The 17,403-nt window shown below is 64.4% G+C and carries 14 protein-coding genes; 11 read left to right on the top strand and 3 right to left on the bottom strand.

Annotated elements, in window-relative coordinates; all coding sequences use genetic code 11:
* Positions 1 to 84: 84 nt before the first annotated feature.
* The 7 genes from G7068_RS09980 (at position 85) to G7068_RS10010 (ending at position 9,985) form a co-directional block, all read left to right on the top strand.
* The gene (locus tag G7068_RS09980; RefSeq protein ID WP_166291657.1) at positions 85 to 4,764 is read left to right on the top strand and encodes a hypothetical protein; all 4,680 of its coding nucleotides are present in this window, start codon (positions 85 to 87) and stop codon (positions 4,762 to 4,764) included.
* Between the two features lie 5 nt (positions 4,765 to 4,769).
* Positions 4,770 to 5,972, top strand: coding sequence for an RNA polymerase sigma factor (locus tag G7068_RS09985; protein ID WP_166291659.1), 1,203 nt, complete (start codon positions 4,770 to 4,772; stop codon positions 5,970 to 5,972).
* Between the two features lie 70 nt (positions 5,973 to 6,042).
* Positions 6,043 to 7,077 carry a metal ABC transporter substrate-binding protein gene (locus G7068_RS09990; protein ID WP_166291661.1) on the top strand — a complete coding sequence of 345 codons (1,035 nt, stop codon included), beginning with the start codon at positions 6,043 to 6,045 and terminating at the stop codon, positions 7,075 to 7,077.
* A gap of 8 nt (positions 7,078 to 7,085) precedes the next feature.
* The gene (locus G7068_RS09995) at positions 7,086 to 7,880 is read left to right on the top strand and encodes a metal ABC transporter ATP-binding protein (protein WP_244304435.1); all 795 of its coding nucleotides are present in this window, start codon (positions 7,086 to 7,088) and stop codon (positions 7,878 to 7,880) included.
* A gap of 2 nt (positions 7,881 to 7,882) precedes the next feature.
* Positions 7,883 to 8,737 carry a metal ABC transporter permease gene (locus G7068_RS10000; protein WP_244304437.1) on the top strand — a complete coding sequence of 285 codons (855 nt, stop codon included), beginning with the start codon at positions 7,883 to 7,885 and terminating at the stop codon, positions 8,735 to 8,737.
* The gene (locus G7068_RS10005; protein ID WP_166291665.1) at positions 8,734 to 9,606 is read left to right on the top strand and encodes a metal ABC transporter permease; all 873 of its coding nucleotides are present in this window, start codon (positions 8,734 to 8,736) and stop codon (positions 9,604 to 9,606) included. Before G7068_RS10000 ends, G7068_RS10005 begins: the two co-directional genes overlap by 4 nt.
* Positions 9,587 to 9,985 (top strand): Fur family transcriptional regulator, encoded by a 399-nt coding sequence (locus G7068_RS10010; protein ID WP_166291667.1) that lies wholly within the window; start codon positions 9,587 to 9,589, stop codon positions 9,983 to 9,985. Before G7068_RS10005 ends, G7068_RS10010 begins: the two co-directional genes overlap by 20 nt.
* Here the strand turns inward: G7068_RS10010 and G7068_RS10015 are convergent.
* Complete coding sequence (locus G7068_RS10015; protein ID WP_166291669.1) at positions 9,982 to 13,581, bottom strand: efflux RND transporter permease subunit; 3,600 nt, start codon at positions 13,579 to 13,581, stop codon at positions 9,982 to 9,984. The genes G7068_RS10010 and G7068_RS10015 overlap by 4 nt on opposite strands.
* Before the next feature lie 92 nt (positions 13,582 to 13,673).
* Here G7068_RS10015 and G7068_RS10020 point away from each other — a divergent pair, with 92 nt between their 5' ends.
* Together G7068_RS10020 and G7068_RS10025 are read left to right on the top strand one after the other, a co-directional pair.
* Entirely contained in the window at positions 13,674 to 14,366 is a 693-nt protein-coding gene (locus G7068_RS10020; RefSeq protein WP_166291671.1) for a hypothetical protein, read from the top strand.
* Positions 14,367 to 14,404: 38 nt separating this feature from the next.
* A complete protein-coding gene (locus tag G7068_RS10025) occupies positions 14,405 to 14,845 on the top strand; it encodes a helix-turn-helix domain-containing protein (protein ID WP_166291673.1) in 441 nt (146 codons plus the stop codon).
* Positions 14,846 to 14,870: 25 nt separating this feature from the next.
* Here G7068_RS10025 and G7068_RS10030 read toward each other — a convergent pair whose 3' ends face one another.
* A complete protein-coding gene (locus G7068_RS10030) occupies positions 14,871 to 15,995 on the bottom strand; it encodes a pyridoxal-phosphate dependent enzyme (RefSeq protein ID WP_166291675.1) in 1,125 nt (374 codons plus the stop codon).
* On the bottom strand, positions 15,992 to 16,795 hold the full coding sequence (locus G7068_RS10035; protein WP_244304438.1) for an SGNH/GDSL hydrolase family protein: 804 nt from the start codon (positions 16,793 to 16,795) through the stop codon (positions 15,992 to 15,994). The genes G7068_RS10030 and G7068_RS10035 overlap by 4 nt, the downstream gene beginning before the upstream one ends.
* Positions 16,796 to 16,997: 202 nt before the next feature.
* Here G7068_RS10035 and rpmB point away from each other — a divergent pair, with 202 nt between their 5' ends.
* The gene (gene rpmB, locus G7068_RS10040; RefSeq protein WP_166291677.1) at positions 16,998 to 17,234 is read left to right on the top strand and encodes a 50S ribosomal protein L28; all 237 of its coding nucleotides are present in this window, start codon (positions 16,998 to 17,000) and stop codon (positions 17,232 to 17,234) included.
* Complete coding sequence (rpmG, locus tag G7068_RS10045; RefSeq protein ID WP_046454849.1) at positions 17,234 to 17,401, top strand: 50S ribosomal protein L33; 168 nt, start codon at positions 17,234 to 17,236, stop codon at positions 17,399 to 17,401. The genes rpmB and rpmG overlap by 1 nt, the downstream gene beginning before the upstream one ends.
* Positions 17,402 to 17,403: the final 2 nt, after the last annotated feature.

Consider the following 17,403-nt stretch of genomic DNA (forward strand, 5'->3'; position numbering starts at 1 on the left):
AGCGGTGGCCGCGGTAGCACAGACATGTGCTGCCGCGGCCATAGCCCGTTGCGCCGCCACTGGCGGAAACTAGGGGGATTGGGAATGTTGGAACAAAAACGCGGTTGGCAAAAGCCGCTGAGATTTGCCGCGCTGTCACTGACAGCGCTTCTTGTGTTTTCTGATGTATCGGGGAGTCTTGTCGAGGCCGCGGAAGCAACGGTGCCCGCGCCCAAACTCGTTCTTGACACTTACGCTGGCGCCCCCGGGGTTGGCCCGGATGGCCTGCAAACGGGCACGCTGCCGCTCTTGGATCCCGAGCGCAACTGCCCGGCTCCCGTTGCCGGAAACGACTGTTCCACCAGCGACCATCGAGTACTCACCAACGACACAACCTCTGCCTTCCTGGCCGTTTCGATCGAGCAGGATCAAGAAACCCCGAGCGAAACAGCCACCGTCGTCGACGATGTCGTCATTGAAGCGAGGCTGTCGCAGCGAGACGGCGCAGATGCCCACTTCAAGACGCTGCCAAAAACCGGCCTTCCCGCAAGCTGCGAGACGGGCCGCTCGCCAGCCTCCAGCATCGAGACCGACGCTGACGGCAACTCTGTGCTGTTGTGCAACATCGGACGGGTTGAGAGCAGCGGAGTACGTGCGGTTCCCATCGACGTCATTGCGTCAGGAAATTCGGCGAACGGCTCAAGCTTTTCACTGACCGCACGGGCAGTCGCGGGCGACGGACAGGGTGAGGATCCCGCAGCCACCGCGAGCGAGGAGTTTACTTTCGAACCCGTCGAGATCTCGGCGAGCCCGCGACTCAACCTCGTCAACGGCGGCACTCCCGGCGGGGCGGCCGATGCCGCCGGGCGCGAAATCGTCGTGAACCCGGTCACCGGCGAGACCGAAGAGTCAATCGTGGTGCACTACTCGACGGCGATTCAGGCGCCCGATGATGCCCGGGGCATGGCTTCCGTCGGATCCACCACCTCGTTCGGCGTGCGCCTCGACGAACGACTGGCCGCCTACGGTGCTGCCCCGTTTGAGTGCTCACCGATGACCGACTACTGGGCGGGCCGCTGGAAGCTGCCAGGCGCGGCATCTGCCACACAGCCGCCCAGCGAGAATCGTTTTCGCTCGGGATCGTTTAGCTGTGATCCTGCCGCCTACAACCCCGCGACGGGCGCATTTGGCGTAACCGTCAGCGATCTCGACACCTCTGGCCAGCACTTTGCCACAAAAGCGATCAACGGTGAGTCGCTTGACAACACGAAGTTTGTTGGGCTGGGCCGCTTCGCCATCAGCTATCCCATCTCGGCGATCCTCAAGGCGAACGCCGCACGCAACCCCGACGGCTCTCTGTGGTCGAGTGGTGACCCGATTGTTGCTGGCACTTACGCTCTCACCACGTGCCTCACGGACTTCGAGCCGCAGAGCCTCGACGGCCAGGCGAACTTCGCTGGTGCGCACGAGCCGGGTTGGAACGGTAGCGAACCGAGCGGCGATAACTGCCGCACCTTCGATCTGCTGGTCGACGCGCGCGGCAGCGTGTCTGCGCTGTGGGGCAAGATTCCCGCGTCGGGCGACCCGGTCGCCGGAGATGCCTACGGATCCCCGCACCCTGAAAACACCTCGGGTAAACCACTGGTGCCCCGCGGGGTTGTCACGCGCCACGACGGGGTTGGGGTGACCTCGCCCGGAGAGGCGCAGTACGCGTACCTCTCGCTCAACAACGCACACGGCGTGATTGCGCTCGACCAAGCGCAGGGTTGCAGCGTGTGGGACAACTCGCAGCAGACCCTCACCCCCTACACCGCGGGTGCCTCAAAAGGCCAGTTGGTGTCGCTGAGTCACAAGGTTGCGGATACGTTTAAGCCGTTCACCGGGTTCGAGCCTTCGAGCCGCGGCATCGGTCTTGAGTACGGCCGTTTGGTCGGCGGTGGATCGTGGTCGCAGAACGTGCTGCAGTCTTGGGACACCACCTCGCACCGCTTCCTTGGCGACTGGAGTGCGCAGCGAACCGTTGCGAACGACTGCGGAACCGCTGCAGCCGCGGCCGGGCAGCTGGAGTTCAGCACCGACCCCGTTGCAGACGGCTGGCCGATCGAAGACGTGTTGATAGTGCGGGTGACCGCGCCGGGATCCAAACTGAACCCTGCCGACAGCATCACCGTGCGCCCCCGTCTCGAAACACGCGACACCTTCTACGGCGGGCCGCACGGTGGCGACACAATTCCGAACGGCTCCGTGATCGCGTTTTTCGCCGGGCACAAGTGGGACAACGGCTACACAACGCCGCTGAACTACAACCCCAACAACCACCGCGTCTCTGCAGACCACGGCGACAAGATGACGCTGCAGCATTCCACGGCCTCGGTTCAGGTCGATCTCGCGGGATCAGCGAAGCCCGATGCTCCGGTAAACGCGGGAAGCGCGGTGAGCTGGACGCTCACCCCCAAGCTCGCAACTGGCACCTCCGCGGCGGGTGAACCGAGTCGAGGTACAACCGTTGTTGCCACTCTGCCGGAGGGTCTGCTCGTTGACTCCGAGTGTGCGGCGTGGACGGACGGTGGAGCCCCCACCGTTGAACGGAACGCGGCTGGACTCACCACCCTGACCTGGCACCTGGGTGATGTACCGTTTGGCGCCGAGCTGCCGCAGCTGACCGTCTGCGCGACAGTGTCGCAGTTTGTCGCCTCGGGCACCTCGCTCGAGGTCAACGCGGAGTTGCGCGCTGACAACCTCGTCTTCCCCCCAACGTTGAACTCTGGCAGCGACGCGATCACCGTGTTCGCCACGGAGGGGCTGCGCACCGAGCTCAGCGTCGGTACCGCCGTCGAGCAGAAGAACAGCGCCCAGCAGTGGGATCTGCGCTGGGCCAACACAACCGGTCGCACGACCGTGGCCGCGCCCGATGTGCTCTTTGTGCTGCCGTACTCGGGTGACCCCAATGGCTCGCAGTTTGCGGGCCGCATCGGGCTGACGGCCCTACTCGCGGCACCGACCGTTGAGGCGAGTGGTGATGCGGTTGGTGGGGAGTGGCTCTACACTTCTGCGGCTCCCGCTCAGCTCGCGCAGCCGGTCAGTGTGTTCGCGAGGGCCGCGCGTTCTACCCCGGTGAAGTGGTGCGAGGCCGCGGAGATTTCGACGGCTGGCTGCCCCGCGTCACTCGCTCAGGTGACGGCCGCGCGCTTTGTGCAGTTGGAATCGCTGGGCGCGGGAGCTACCGTCGTCGCCCATGTTGGACTGCTCCCGTCGGGCAGCTCTGCGGGTGACGTGTACGTGGCCTCGTTCGGTGCGTCGTCGACGACCTTCGCGGGTCAGCAGATCGTCTCGAATGCGGCCTCGACCCGGGTGCTCGGTTTCGCCCTGGGTGACCGCCTCTGGGTCGATGTCGACCGCGACGGAGTCTTTACCGAGGGTGTTGACCGCTTGGGGCCGGCCGGAGTTGCAATTGACGTGCTTGAGATCGCGGCGAACGGCTCGGAGCGCGTCGTGCAGACGGTCACGACGTCGGCCGACGGCAGCTGGCACGCGAAGAATCTTGATGCTGGCAGCTACGCGGCGAGGATCAAGGCTGATCGGTTTGGTGAGGGCCAGGTGCTTGACGGCTTTGCTGCCGCTCAAGGGTGGTCGACGACTACCGGGGCGCCAGCCGAGTCCACCGAACTGCGCAGCCCGGTTGTCACGTTTGCGGCGTCGCGGATTGGGGGCACCCTTGTCGGTAACGGACCAGACGGCAATGGCTTTGCCAACAACAGCCTGCGGCTGGCGATAAACCCCGTTGGCACCCTCGTGGTGTCGCAGTTGCTATCGGGAGCCGGAGTTGACGCCGAGGCGAGTTTCGGGCGCACGGATCTCAGCGAGTACGGCGTTGAGTGCAGCTTTGGTGGGGCGATTGTCGCGCGGCAGCGCCTGGCGGTGTCGGCGTCTGGCGGCAACGCCGTTCTGAGCAAACCGGTGACCCAGCTGCCCATCGGCGCCGAGTGCGCGATCACCGGACCAGCCGTGGCCGGCACGGATCCCGAACCAATTGTGGTCACGATGGTGGAGAGCGCGGCCAGCGCTGGCTTCCGCCCGAACACCGTGGTGGCATCGGTGACGCGGTGGGTGTCCGCGGGAACCATGAAGCTGAGCCAGCGCGAGAGTGGGGGAGCCGACTACGCCGGGCCCACGTCGGTGAACACCGTGCTGGTCACCTGCCAGGTGTCGGAGAAGCTCGCAAACGGGGCCGACTCTCACACGACGCTGTACTCCGGTCTCGTAAAGATGGTGGGCACCCAGACCAAACAGATGGTTGGGTCTTCGGGCAAGCCGCGGCCTCTGCCAGTCGGGTCACGCTGCTTCGCGACCCCCGGTCAGGCGAGCGAGACCGCGGCGGTGCGGATCAACCACGCAAGTTTTGGGCGGGCAGCCGTTGTGACGGCCGGAAGTCCCACCGATCTGCAAGACATTCGCGTGACCGTCGACCGGGTTGTGGCTGAAAACGGGTCACAAACCCCCGGTGGTTTCTCGGCCAGCGCGACACACAACGGTGCGGGTGCCGCTGCGGGAAGCGGACTGAACGGACCTTCAGCAACGGCAGGAGAACTTGCGGGTGCCGAGGGTGTCAGTGCTGGGGAGGCGCAGGGATCAGCGCTCGCCGCAACGGGTAGCTCGTCGCTCGATTCCGTTTGGTCGGCGGGTCTGATAGCGGCTGTGGCGATTCTGCTCGGCGCGACGATGTACGCCGTTCGCGTGCGGCGGCGCTTGTTGGTGCGAGCCCAAGAGCGGCGGAATGCGTGGTGAGTGTGATGAGCGAGCAAGAGGAACTGGACCGTATTGAGGCGCTTGAGCACGAGGGCGCAGAGACCGATCGCAGCGACGCTGAGCTGAGCAATGCCGTTCGTGGCGGGGACTCTGCCGCGTTTGCCGTGCTGTACGAGCGCCACAACGAGGCTGCCCTTCGTCACGCGAACTACCTGACGCGGGACTCGTCGCGCGCAGAAGACCTCGTGGCGGAATCTTTTGTGAGTATCTTCAGCGCGCTACAGCGCGGACTCGGACCCAAAGAGACGTTTCGCGGGTACCTGTTCACGACGATCTCAAACAGAAACCGCAGTCGCCCCAACCAGAACGAGGTGCAACTCTTCGAGGACGCCGACGAATACATCGAAGAGCTCTCAATCTCTGATTCCTCCGAGAAGATCGCGGAGAGCAACGTGCTGCACCGCGCGTTCCAAACGCTGCCCGAAAAATGGCAGCGAGTGCTGTGGCTCAAAGAGGTCGACGGGCTGAGCCCCGAGATCATCGGCAGCCGCCTGCAGATCAATGCAAATGCCGCGATACAGCTCGCCTTTCGCGCGCGCGAGGGCCTGCGGCTTGCCTACCTCGCCGAGCACATTGACGGCGCCGCAGACGCAGGCTGCGCCAAGCTGCGACCAAAGCTCGTGCGTTACGGGCGCGGCCAGCGCATCGGCGCAAAAGACAAACTCCGGGTGGTTGACCACCTTGAAACCTGCGAATCGTGTCGGGCCGTATTGGCCCAGCTCGAAGATGTTGGTCAGCACATGCGCGGCATCGTGGTGCCCATCGTGATTCTGGGTGCTCCAACGGGTCTCGCGGCCTGGCTCTTCGGGGATGTCGCCCCGGCTTCTGCGGCGAGCCGATTCGGCGCAGTCGTCAACTGGATTCTGGGGCACCGCGCCCTCGTTGCCGTGGTTGGGGTCGGCGCGGTTGCGGTGGTGGTCGGCGTGATCATTGCGCTTTCGGGTTCGGGATCCGATGCTGACCCGGGGTCGAAGCCGCCGGTCGAGCAGTCGCCTGCGCCAACCCAATCTCCCGCGGCGCCAGCGAACCCCACTCCCGGTTCTGACGAGCCCGCTAGCGGAGGGGGAACTGCCCCGACCGGTCAGCCACCCCAGAACTCCGGGGATCCCGAGCGAAATGACGGTTCGACTGCAACCTCGGATCCGCTTGATGGCGAGACCGATGGCTGGGTCGTTATCGAAGACTGACGACACCTAGTTGCGAACGATTATCAATTGCCGCTATGGTTGAGATTCATTCTCATTTAGAAAGCTTCTCATGACTCGACCCTTTTCCGCACTTACCGCGCTCGGGCTTGCCGCTGTCGCCGCCCTCGCCCTTGCCGGGTGTGGCGCAACCACCTCAAGCTCCGCGTCCGACGGAAAGCTCAACGTCGTCGCTACGACCACGCAGTTGACCGACTTCACCTCCGAGGTTGGTGGTGACCACATCGAACTCACCGGCCTGCTGCACGTGGGAGCCTCGGCGCACCACTTCGACCCCACCCCTGCTGACCTGCTGGCTCTCGGCAAAGCCGACGTGCTTGTGGTGAACGGTGCGGGCCTTGAAACCTTCGTAGACAGCGCTGTTGAGGCCTCGGGCTTCAAGGGCACCGTGATCACCGCGAGTGACGGCATCGACCAGGCCGAGGCGAAGAAGATCAGTGCTGAGTCTGAGGCAGATGAAGAGGAGGCGGATCACGATCACGCCGCCGAAGAAGATCACGACGATCACGACCACGGTGACCTGAACCCGCACATCTGGACCTCTCCGAGCAACGCCGAGGGTATGGTCACCGAGATCTCGAAGGGCCTCTCGAAGGCTGATCCCGACAACGCCTCCGATTACTCGGCCAACGCCAAGGCCTACAACTCCAAACTGCAGGATCTCGACACCTGGATCGCCGCGCAGTTCAAGCGTGTGCCCGAGGCCGAGCGGGTGCTGGTCAGCGGCCACAACTCACTCGCCTACTACCTGCACGACTACAACATCGCATTCGCCGGGTCGATCCTGCCCAGCTTTGAAGACAACGCCGAGCCCAGCGCGGCCGACATCGATACCCTGGTGAAAACCATCAAGGAGCGTGGCGTGAGAGCGGTCTTCTCCGAATCCTCGATGAGCCCGAAGCTCGCGCGCACCATCGCAAAAGAGGCCGGTGTGAAGGTCGTTGACGCCGAGTCCCTCTACGCCGACTCGCTCGGGGCCAAGGGCAGCGGCGCCGACACGTACATTGACGCGACGATTCACAATACGCAGGTGATCCTCGAAGCTTGGGGTGTGACACCCGACGCGGTGCCCGCTTCACTGAAATAATGGCCGATGTGAATACAACGCCAAACGCTGCGCTCTCTCTGAAGGACGCGGCGTTTGGCTACGCCGGAATCACGCGGGTGCGCGGGCTGACACTCGACATTCCGGCGGGCGCTGCGGTGGCGCTCATCGGGCCGAACGGTTCGGGCAAGTCGACGCTGCTGCGCGGCATCCTGGGACTCGCCGAGCTCACCGACGGCAGCATCGAGGTGCTCGGGGAGAGTCCCACCAAAGCGCGGCGGCACATCGGATCGCTGCCGCAAGCCGACAGCCGCGACGTGACACTGCCCGTGACGCTGCGCCAGGCAGTGACGATGGGCTTGTACCGCTCGCTCGGGCCGCTCGGTCGGGTGGGTCGCGCCGGTCGCGCCGCGGTCAACGACGCGCTCGAACGGGTAGGCCTCGACGCTTTCGCTGGGCGTCGCTTTGGTGAGCTTTCGGGTGGCCAGCAGCAGCGCGGGATCCTGGCCCGGGCGCTCGTTTCGAACCCACAATTACTGCTGCTCGACGAGCCGTTTAATGGCCTCGATCGCGAGAACCGCGACGTGCTGCTTGAGCTCGTTCGCGGACTGCGCGAGGAGGGCCGCACGGTGCTTGTGTCGACCCACGATCTCGAGATCGCACAGGCCGCCTGCTCCCACGTGCTGTTACTCGCGAGCGGCCACGAACCGGGGCAGCCCGGGCACCCCGCGGGTTTTGGCACCGTCGAAGACGCGCTCACTCTCGACGCGGTGCAGCACGCCTTCCACGATGCAACCGTTGAGCTCGACCAGCACACGGTCACGACGAACCGCGAGATGGAGTAGCGGTGGAATCGCTGCTCGACATGTTTGCGCTGCCGTTTATGTGGCGCGCGCTCGTTACGGTCGCGGTGCTCGCCGTCGCCGCGGGGATCATCGGGCTGTTTATTAGCTTCCGCGAGCTTGAGTTTGTGAGCGACGGGCTTGTGCACGCGGTGTTCCCGGGACTTGTGATCGGGGCCGCCATCGGTGGCACCGCCGGGTTGCTTCCCGGTGCCGCGGTCGCCGCGATCCTCGCAGCCATTCTCTTCACCGTGATCGATCGCCGCGGGGGCGCGGGCACCGACGCGGCGATTGCCGTGGTGTTGACCGGCCTGTTCAGCCTGGGTGTGGTGCTGGTGTCGAAGCAAGACGGGTACGTCTCGCAGCTGCAGGAGCTGATGTTTGGCCGACTGCTGACGGTGACCGAGGCGCAGCTCTGGCAGATTCTGGTGGTGGCGGTTGTCGCCGTCGGAATCGTTGCGTTTACCTGGCGCGCGCAGCTGTTTCGGGCGTTTGATCCTGCTGGGTTTGAGTCGGCCGGGTTTCGGCCGCTCGCGACCGACATCACGCTCAGCATTGCGGTTGCGCTGCTCGTGGTCGCCGGGGTGCAGGCGCTCGGGGTGCTGATGGTGATCGCGCTGCTGACGGTGCCGATGGCCGCCGCGCGACTGCTGACCCGGGGGTTTGCGCTGTTGATCCCGCTCGCGATCCTCACTCCGCTGATCGCGGGGGTTGCCGGGCTCTGGCTGTCGTTTGAGTTGTCGGTCGGGGTGGGGGCTTCGGTGTCTCCCGGCGCCGTTGTGGTGTTGCTGCTCGTGGCGCTGTACGGCATCTCGGCGCTCGTGCGGGTGCTGTTTCGGCGCAGGGCGGTGGCCTCGTGAGTTACTTTGCGCTCGCGACGATTGAGATCGTGCTGCTCGGTCTGCTGTCGGGCATCGCCGGCACGCTGATCGTGATTCGCCGCCGCTCGTTTTTTGCGGTGGCCCTGAGCCACTCGACCTTTCCGGGCGGCGTCGCGTTTGCGGTGCTCGGCTGGAACCTGCTGCTCGGGCAGGCGCTGTTTGCCGTTGTGCTCGTGCTGATCATGACGCTGCTCAGCCGCATTCCCGGTCAGGGTCGCCAGGTGACGAGCGGGGTTGTGCTGTCGTTCGGGTTCGCCCTGGGCACGCTGCTCGCCGGGCTGAACCCCGGGCTGGGGGTGCCGGTTGAGGCGCTGCTGGTCGGCTCGCCGCTGGGAGTCGATCTGAGCGACATTGCCGCGACGGCTTCCGTGCTGGTGATTGCGCTGATTGCCGTTGGTCTGACCGGCCGCAAGATCTTGTTCCACACCTTTGACCCCGTCGGGTACGCCGCCGCGGGTTTTCGCACCTGGCCGGTTGAACTCGTGGTTACAGGAATTATTGCCGCCTCGACGGTCGTGGCAATGCCCGCGGTCGGCGCGATCCTGGGTGTTGCGATCCTCATCGGACCAGCAGCAACCGCGCGGCTGATCGCCCCGCAGCTGAGCTGGATCCCTCCGATCGCCGCGGTTGTGGGCGTCGGCAGCGGAGTCGCGGGTCTCTGGATCTCAAGAGACTTCGGGGTTGCCGCTGGCGGCGCGATCGGCCTGGTCGTGACCGCGGTGTTTGTGCTGGTGCTGCTGGGTCGGGCCGTGTTGGCGCGGGTTCGCGGTGCTGGCCGCACGAACTTCGTTACGGTGGGAACAAGTCGTTCTACTCGAGAGGTGCGAGATGCAGCAGCCAAAGCGTAATACTTGGCAGCGTGAGGCCGTGCGGGCGGCGCTGGCCGAGAAGCGCGGTTTTGTGAGCGCACAGCAGCTACACCAGGTGCTGCGCGACGGAGGATCGACGATCGGACTCGCGACCGTGTACCGCGCACTCGCCGGCCTCGCCGAATCGGGAGAGGCCGACTCCCTGCAGTCACCCGAGGGCGAGAACCTGTTCCGATCCTGCGCCACTCAGGGCCACCATCACCACCTCATCTGCCGCAGCTGCGGCGACACCCGCGAGCTCTCCGCGACCGTGGTCGAGGAGTGGACGCAGCGGGTGGCCGCCGAGCACGGCTTCACCGACATCGAGCACGTGGTCGACATCTTCGGCCTCTGCGAGCGCTGCCGCGCCGCGGCCTAACTAGAAGCCCCAGCCTTCAGCGCCCGCTGCGCTTCCCTCGCCTCGTCGCGCTCTGCCCTGCGGGCCTCGCGTCGCTCGGCACGCGCTCCGCGCTTCGCCAGCTTGCGGTCGCGGCGCCGCTCGATCAGCGTGTACAGAATCGGCACGAGGATCAGCGTCAGCAGTGTCGACGAGATCAGCCCGCCGATCACCACGATCGCCAGCGGCTTCGAGATGAACACACCGCCCCCGGTCAGACCGAGCGACATCGGGATCAGCGCGAAGATCGTCGCTGCCGCGGTCATCAGGATCGGACGCAGCCGCAGGCGAGTGCCGTGCTCGACCGCCTCCTCAAGTGAGGCGCCGCTCGAGCGCAGGCGATTCACCAGGTCCATGAGCACAATCGCGTTGGTCACGACGATGCCGATCAGCATCAGCAGACCAATAAGTGCTGGCAGCCCAAGTGGCGTGCCGGTAAACAGCAGCCCGAGCAGCGCGCCCGTCGCCGCGAACGGAATCGAGATGAGCAGCACGAGGGGCCCGCGGAAGCTGCGGAACGTTGCAACCATCACCAGCAGCACGAGCAGGATCGCCGCGAGCATCGCGAGACCGAGCTGAGCGAATGCGTCGTCTTGCTCGGCGCTCACACCACCCAGCTCAAAGCTCACGCCGGCTGGCAGTTTTGCGGTGGCGATAGCGTCTTCGACCGCCAGGTTCGCGGCGTCGAGCTGACCCTTCTTCGGAGCCACGGTGAGGGTGACCTGACGGTTGCCGTCTGTTCGCGTGATCGTGGGGGCGGTGAGCTCTTTCTCGATCTTCGCGATGTCGCCGAGAGCCACTGCCGTGCCGGTGATCTTGGTGACCGCCTCCTGCTCGTCTTCGGCCTCCTGCTGCTCAGCCAACTGCGTGGCCGCGTCAGACTGTGCCTCGCGCAGCGCCTTCATCTGCTCATCGAGGCCCTCGATGCCACCCTGCGCTCCCGCAATGGCGCCCTCGAGTGCGGCCAACTGCTCAGCGCGCTCCTGGTTCGCCCGAATCGCGGCGTCGTCTTCGGGGGTGCGCGGATCCTGCGGCACGATCGGCATATCTCGCAGCACGGCGAGCTGCTCGTTCATCGCAGCCAGCTGCTGAATCAGCTCGGCACGCTGCTGAGCAGCCGTATTGATCTGATCGGTGAGGTCGGCATTGCCCTTCAGGCGCGCCTCTTCCGCGGCGGCCTTTGCCTTGTCTTGCAGCGCGTCCGCGGCGATCTTTTGCGCTTCAGCGGTCTGCTGCGGGGTGACCGGCAGCCGGATCTCACCGAGCTTCTCGGCGGTCCGCTCGGCGCCGGGGGTGCGCACGATGATGTCGCGCTCCTGCCCCTCAAACATCATGCGACCGACCTGCTGACCCTCGAGAGCCTCCTGCACGGCCTTGGCAACGAGCGTGCGGTCGAATCCGAGGCGAGCGGCCTTCACCTCGTCCACCTTGATGCGAATGACCGGCTGCTCACCGGCGAGCTCACTCGTCACCGACTGCACACCGTCGGCCTTTTTGAGCTGCTTCTCCAGCAGGTCGCTCGCCTTTCGCAGCGCCGCCGGATCGTTGCCGCGAATCTGCAGTGCGATGCCGCTGCCGCCGGCCCCGCCAACAAAGGCATCCTGGGTGGCCAGCTGGATCGAGCCAGCACCCTTGAGGGTCTCAAACTTCTTCTCGACCGCCGCGCTCACGAGCTGCGCATCGACACCATCATCGAGCTGCAGATCGTAGGAAATGGTTGACGGTGTTCCCGCAGTGGCCAGCGGAATCGTGGTGATCACGTCGCGCACACCCTCGACGCTGCCGAGTGCCTTTTCAACGGGCGCCGCAGCCTCAACGAGTTTGCCGTCCGCCTCCTCGGGGGTCTGGGTGACCTGCAGGCTCTCGTTGCCGGATGAGCCGAGGAAGTCGGTCGGGATCATGCTGCTCAGCACCAGGGTCGACACGAGGATCAGGCCCGAGGCAACCAGGGTGATCACCGGGTGGCGGCGGGTCGCGTTCAGCGCTGGCATGATGCGACGCTGCAGGCGATCCGGTGCCGTGTGAATTTCGGCGAGATCGGAGTGCTCGGGTTGCTCTGCCAGAGCAGGATCAACGACCCCGTCACTCGCCGCAGCGACCGCACCGTGCGGTGCGCGGTTTCGCATGAACCAAAACGCGAGCACGGGCACGATGGTCAGCGCCACGACCAGAGACGCGAGCAGCGCGATCGTCACGGTGATGGCGAACGGCCGGAACAGCTGCCCTGCCATGCCTGAGACGAACGCGATCGGCAGGAACACGGCGACCGTCGTGAGGGTTGAGGCCGTAATGGCACCCGCAACCTGGCGCACCGATGCGACAACACCGCTCGGGGTGAGCGGCCCGGATCCTCGCCGCCTGCTGATGTTCTCGATGACCACGATTGAGTCGTCGACCACGCGACCGATGGCGATGGTGAGAGCGCCGAGCGTCAGGATGTTGAGCGTGTTGCCGCTCGTCCAGAGGCCAATGAGGGTGATGAGCAGGGAGAGCGGGATCGACACCGCCGCGATCAGGGTGGATCGCCACGAGCCGAGGAACGCCAGAATAACGAGCACTGCAAACAGCAGACCGAGACCGCCCTCAACGGAGAGATCGTGAATCGACTGCTCAATGTACGGAGCCTGGTCAAAGAGCGTTACGAACTTGGCGTTGAGCCCGGGAGCCAAGCGATCCAGCTCTGCCGTGACGCCGTGGGAAATGTCGACCACGTTGGCACCCTGCGCGGGCATGACCTGCAGCGTCATCGCGGGCAGGCCGTTAACTCGGGAGATGGGCGTTGCGGGCACGGTCTCGGTGCGCACGTCGGCGAAGTCGGAGATGCGCACGACCCCGTTTTCGACCGGGATCGGCAGCGCCGAGATTTGTTCGACTGAGGAGAGCGCCGTGCCGACGGTCACCGAGAGCGGACCCTCAGCGGATTCCGCCTCACCCGCGGGCAGCGCAGCTCCGTTGGCCTGCAACACGGGCGCGATCTGCTCGGGGGTAACCTTGAGTTTGGTCATGTCGCTCGGGCGCAGGTCGATCATGATGCGCTGCTCTTCGCGGCCCGAGAGTGTGACCTGCTTGACGCCGTTGACACCCTGCAGTGCGGGCACGACGGTCTGCGCGAGCGCGTCACCGAACACGGCTTCTTTGTCGCTGCTGCCAGCCGAGAGCACCATCGCTGGCATATCGTCGGCCCCACCCGAGAAGACGTTGACCTCGGTGCCGCTCGGGAACGTCGGCTTGAGCGCATCGGCCGCCCCACGGATCGCCTGGAGCGTGTCGGTGTCGTCCTCGTCGAATGGCCACTCGACCGTGATGTCGGCGGAACCACTCGAGGTATTGGAGGAGACCTTAGTGATGCCCGGCACCGCGGAGAGCGCCTTCTCAACCGGTTCGGTGACGGTGCGCGACATCTCTTCGGGGGCGAGGCCCTGCGATTGCACCGAGATGAAGGCCATCGGCACCTGCATCGACGGCATGAGCTCTTGTTTGAGCGCCCCCATCGAGAAGATGCCAACCACGGCGATCGCCAGGGTTGCGAGGCCAACAATGAGACGGTTTTTGAGGCTGACGCGCGTAAGGAAGGTCATGATCCTCCTATGCTGGCTGAACCGCAGCTGTAGCGCATCGTCCCCAGGTACTACACCCATCCTCCGAGAGGATGATTTGGTAGCATCCGTTTATGAGTGACGAGCTAGACGAGGGCTTTGCAGAGGTTCTTGAGTCGGCGGCTCGGCTGCAAGAGCTTGTGCCCGATGCTGTTCTCGTGGGTGGCAGTGCTGCAGCGTTTTATGCCCGACACCGGCTCTCTTACGATCACGACCATGTCGTGCAATCGCTTCACGATCGGTTTGACGTTGTGTTTGACGCGCTCGATCGCGAAGGAGACTTTGTGCTTGCGCGGGCAATTCCTCAAAAGATTATTTTGGGTGAACTCGGTGGCATTGAGGTGGGTATTCGCCAGCTCATTCGAAAGCGCCCTCTTGAGGTGCAGCAGATCGAGTTGCCCTCAGGTAAGAAACTCACGATACCGACCGAGGCTGAAACCGTAAGGATCAAGTCCTATTTGATCGTGAAACGGAATCAAGTGCGGGACTATTTGGATGTGGCGGCGATGTCGAGCCGTTATGGAGCCCCGAGTGTTGCCGAGTGGATTAGTGGGATTGACGATTATTACACCGACGACACGGCCCCTCCTGGTTCCAGTCCTGTGTTGACTCAGCTCATGAGACAGCTTCTTGATCCTCAGCCGAGGGACAGTCGCACATTGAAAGATTTGGGAGGCTACAAGGGGCTCGCAAGCCGATGGTCGGACTGGGATCGTGTGCGCGAGGAGTGCCGGGAGATTACCGCAGAGATTCTCGGGAATAGTTGACTCTGGTTTTGGCGTATCAAGTTTGATACGCTAATTATGTGTTGAAGTTTCGAAACCTCAATGTCACCCCGGAAGACTCGATTGAGGATTGGGGTGTCGAGGGTCTACTAATTGCAATCGAGCGCGGCTCAGTCGATGATTGGCGGAGAGTTGCCCAGGCTGCACATAGCGCGGGTTCCGGGAGTGAGCTTCGTCAAGAGCTTAATGAAGCTCTCGATATCGCTGAGGGCGGTGGTCGGGGCGTCATTGTGAGCTACATAGGTATGGTCGAAGAGAGCTCGGCAGAGCGAGTGCAACGACGAATTCGCAACGCGTTTGGCATGGCAGAAATGACCATTACTGAGTTCGCCAAACGCTGCGGTACGAGCAGGTCCCGTATGTCTGCCTACCTCTCGGGCAAAACTGAGCCGCTGGCAACCATGCTTGAGAAAATGGAGCAGGTCGCGCGAAACCGTCGGGACATGATCATGTTTCGCTAGTGAGAAGGCTCTTGTCTGATGGGCTTTAGCCTGCGGCACCCTTCAACCCAGACCCGGTCAGCAGCACAACGACGGTTTCGTCGGTCGTGATGCTTCCTTCAGCGCGCAGCGTCGTCAGCGCCGCGGCGGCCGTCGCGCTGGTTGGCTCTACGAACAGGCCCTGCGCCGCGAGTTGCTGTTTCGCCGCGATGATCCGCTCCTCAGTCACGGTGACCGTGCCGCCCCGGCTGTCACGAAGCGCGGCGAGAATCTGGTGCATGCGCAGGGGGTTCCGGATCGCGGTGCCCTCGGCAACCGTTGGGTGAACCGGCCGGGGCTCGCTCTGGGCGCCCGCCTGCTCAGCGCGGAACGCTGCATCGATAGGTGAGCAGTTGAGCGGCTGAGCCGCGTAGAGCCTTGGTAGGGTGTGGATCTGCCCCGCCCGCAGCAGCTCGCCGAAGCCCATTGAGAGACCGAGCAGACTACTGCCCGCACCGACCGGCACGATGATCGCGTCGGGCACGGTGAAACCGAGGTCTTCCCAGAGCTCGTAAGCGAGCGACTTGGTGCCCTCAAGAAACCAGGCCTGCCAGTTGTGGCTGGCGTAGAAGCCGCGGCCCTGATCCGCCGCGGCGATCGCAGCCTGCTGGGACGCCTCGCGTGGCCCCTCAACCGCCTCCATGGTCGCGCCGTACGCGCGGGCCTGGGCCAGCTTGGCCGGTGAGGTAGAAGCTGGCGCGAATACGGTGACATCGAGCCCACCCGCGGCTCCATAGGCAGCGATTGCGGATCCGCCGTTGCCCGAGCTGTCCTCGATGACGGCTGTAATTCCTTGCTCACGAAGCACCGACAGCATCACGCTCGCCCCGCGATCCTTAAAGGACCCACTCGGGCTGAACCATTCAAGCTTGAAGAGAGCCGTGCTGCCCTCCCAGACGCTTGCGACCAGCGGAGTGCAGCCCTCGCCGAGTGTGATCGGATCGGAGACGTGCAACGGCAACGCGGCCCGGTATCGCCACAGGCTTCGTGTGCTGGTGTCGATGTCTTCCGGACGCAGCCCTGTCGATGGTGTGATGAGCAGCGGCCGCTGTGCGTCGGAACGCCACCTCGGGGTCGTTAGCGGATACTCGGAGCCGTCAACCGGATCGTAATAGTGTGCGCTGGTGGTCATTGTTCCCTTGGGGTGATCCAGGTCCACTCACCAAACTTGGCGGTGCGGCCATCACCGCTCGACTTGCCAGTGAGGCGCCGCTTCACCCACGGCAGCACGTGCTCGCGGGTGTAGGTGAGTTGTTCGCGGCGGGTGGGGTTTGGGATCGGCGCCGCGTCAATCACCCAGTCGCTCGGGTGCGGGTGGCCGAGTGTGCGCAGCACATTTGATGCGACACGGTGGTGGCCGACGGGGGCGAGGTGCAGGCGGTCGTGCGACCAGTACTGCCTCCCCGCCAGTTCCGTGTCGTGCCAGTTGTCTGAGAAGCGCACACCGAGCTGCGCGGCGATCTTGCCCGCTGCCGTGGTGAGGGCGTCACCCTTGACCGCGACCCGCCCGCCGCTCGGCAGGCTTCCCGTGGGGTTCGCGCCGGCAAGCAGCAGTGGCTCAACGCCCGCCTCGATGATGCGCTGCAGCGCGCGCTCGGTTTCGCTGATGATCCAGGCCATGTCGGTTCCCGGACGCAGCATGTCGTTGCCGCCGCCATTGAAGCTGAGCAGCGTGGGGCCGAGGTCGAGCGCGGGTTGCAGCTGCTCAGCGATGATGCCTCTGAGAAGGCGACCGCGAATCGCGAGATTCGCGTACTGAATCGGCTCGCCGGTCGCGTCGGCGAGACCCTGCGCGACGAGATCGGCCCAGCCTCGCACGGAACCGTCCGGCTGCTCGTCGCCAACCCCCTCGGTGAAACTGTCGCCGATCGCCACGTAGCGAATGGTTGCGGTGCCTGCGTCGTTGCCTGGTTCGGGGAGATTCTGTGCCACGGGTCCACCCTACGCCTGATACTTCTGCTTGCGATCTCGCCGATCCTGATCTAAGCTTTCTCTTTGGCTGTGCAAAGTCCCATTGTGCAGACCGCTAGAGCATTTCGCGCAGGATCGGCCCCGGCCGCTTTGGTGCAAAAGCTCTCGCAGACAAGAAATCTTGGGTGAGGCCGTCCGGTCTCACGGTATGAGAGGAAAAACCATGGCAGCAGTGTGCCAGGTGACAGGAGCCGTTCCCGGTTTCGGTCACAACATTTCGCACTCGCACCGTCGCACCAAGCGTCGGTTCGATCCGAATATCCAGAAGAAGACCTACTTCGTGCCTTCACTCGGCCGCAAGGTGACACTCACCCTGTCGGTTAAGGGCATCAAGGTTATCGATGCACGTGGCATCGAGTCCGTCGTTGCTGATCTGCAGAAGCGTGGGGTGAAGATTTAATGGCTAAGGATAAGGACGTACGTCCGATCATCAAGCTCCGTTCGACGGCTGGCACCGGGTTCACTTACGTGACCCGCAAGAACCGTCGTAACACCCCCGACCGTCTCGTGCTCAAGAAGTACGACCCGGTGGTCCGCAAGCACGTTGAATTCCGAGAGGAGCGCTAAAC

The sequence above is a fragment of the Leucobacter viscericola genome, from assembly GCF_011299575.1.
Classification (GTDB): Bacteria; Actinomycetota; Actinomycetes; order Actinomycetales; family Microbacteriaceae; genus Leucobacter; species Leucobacter viscericola.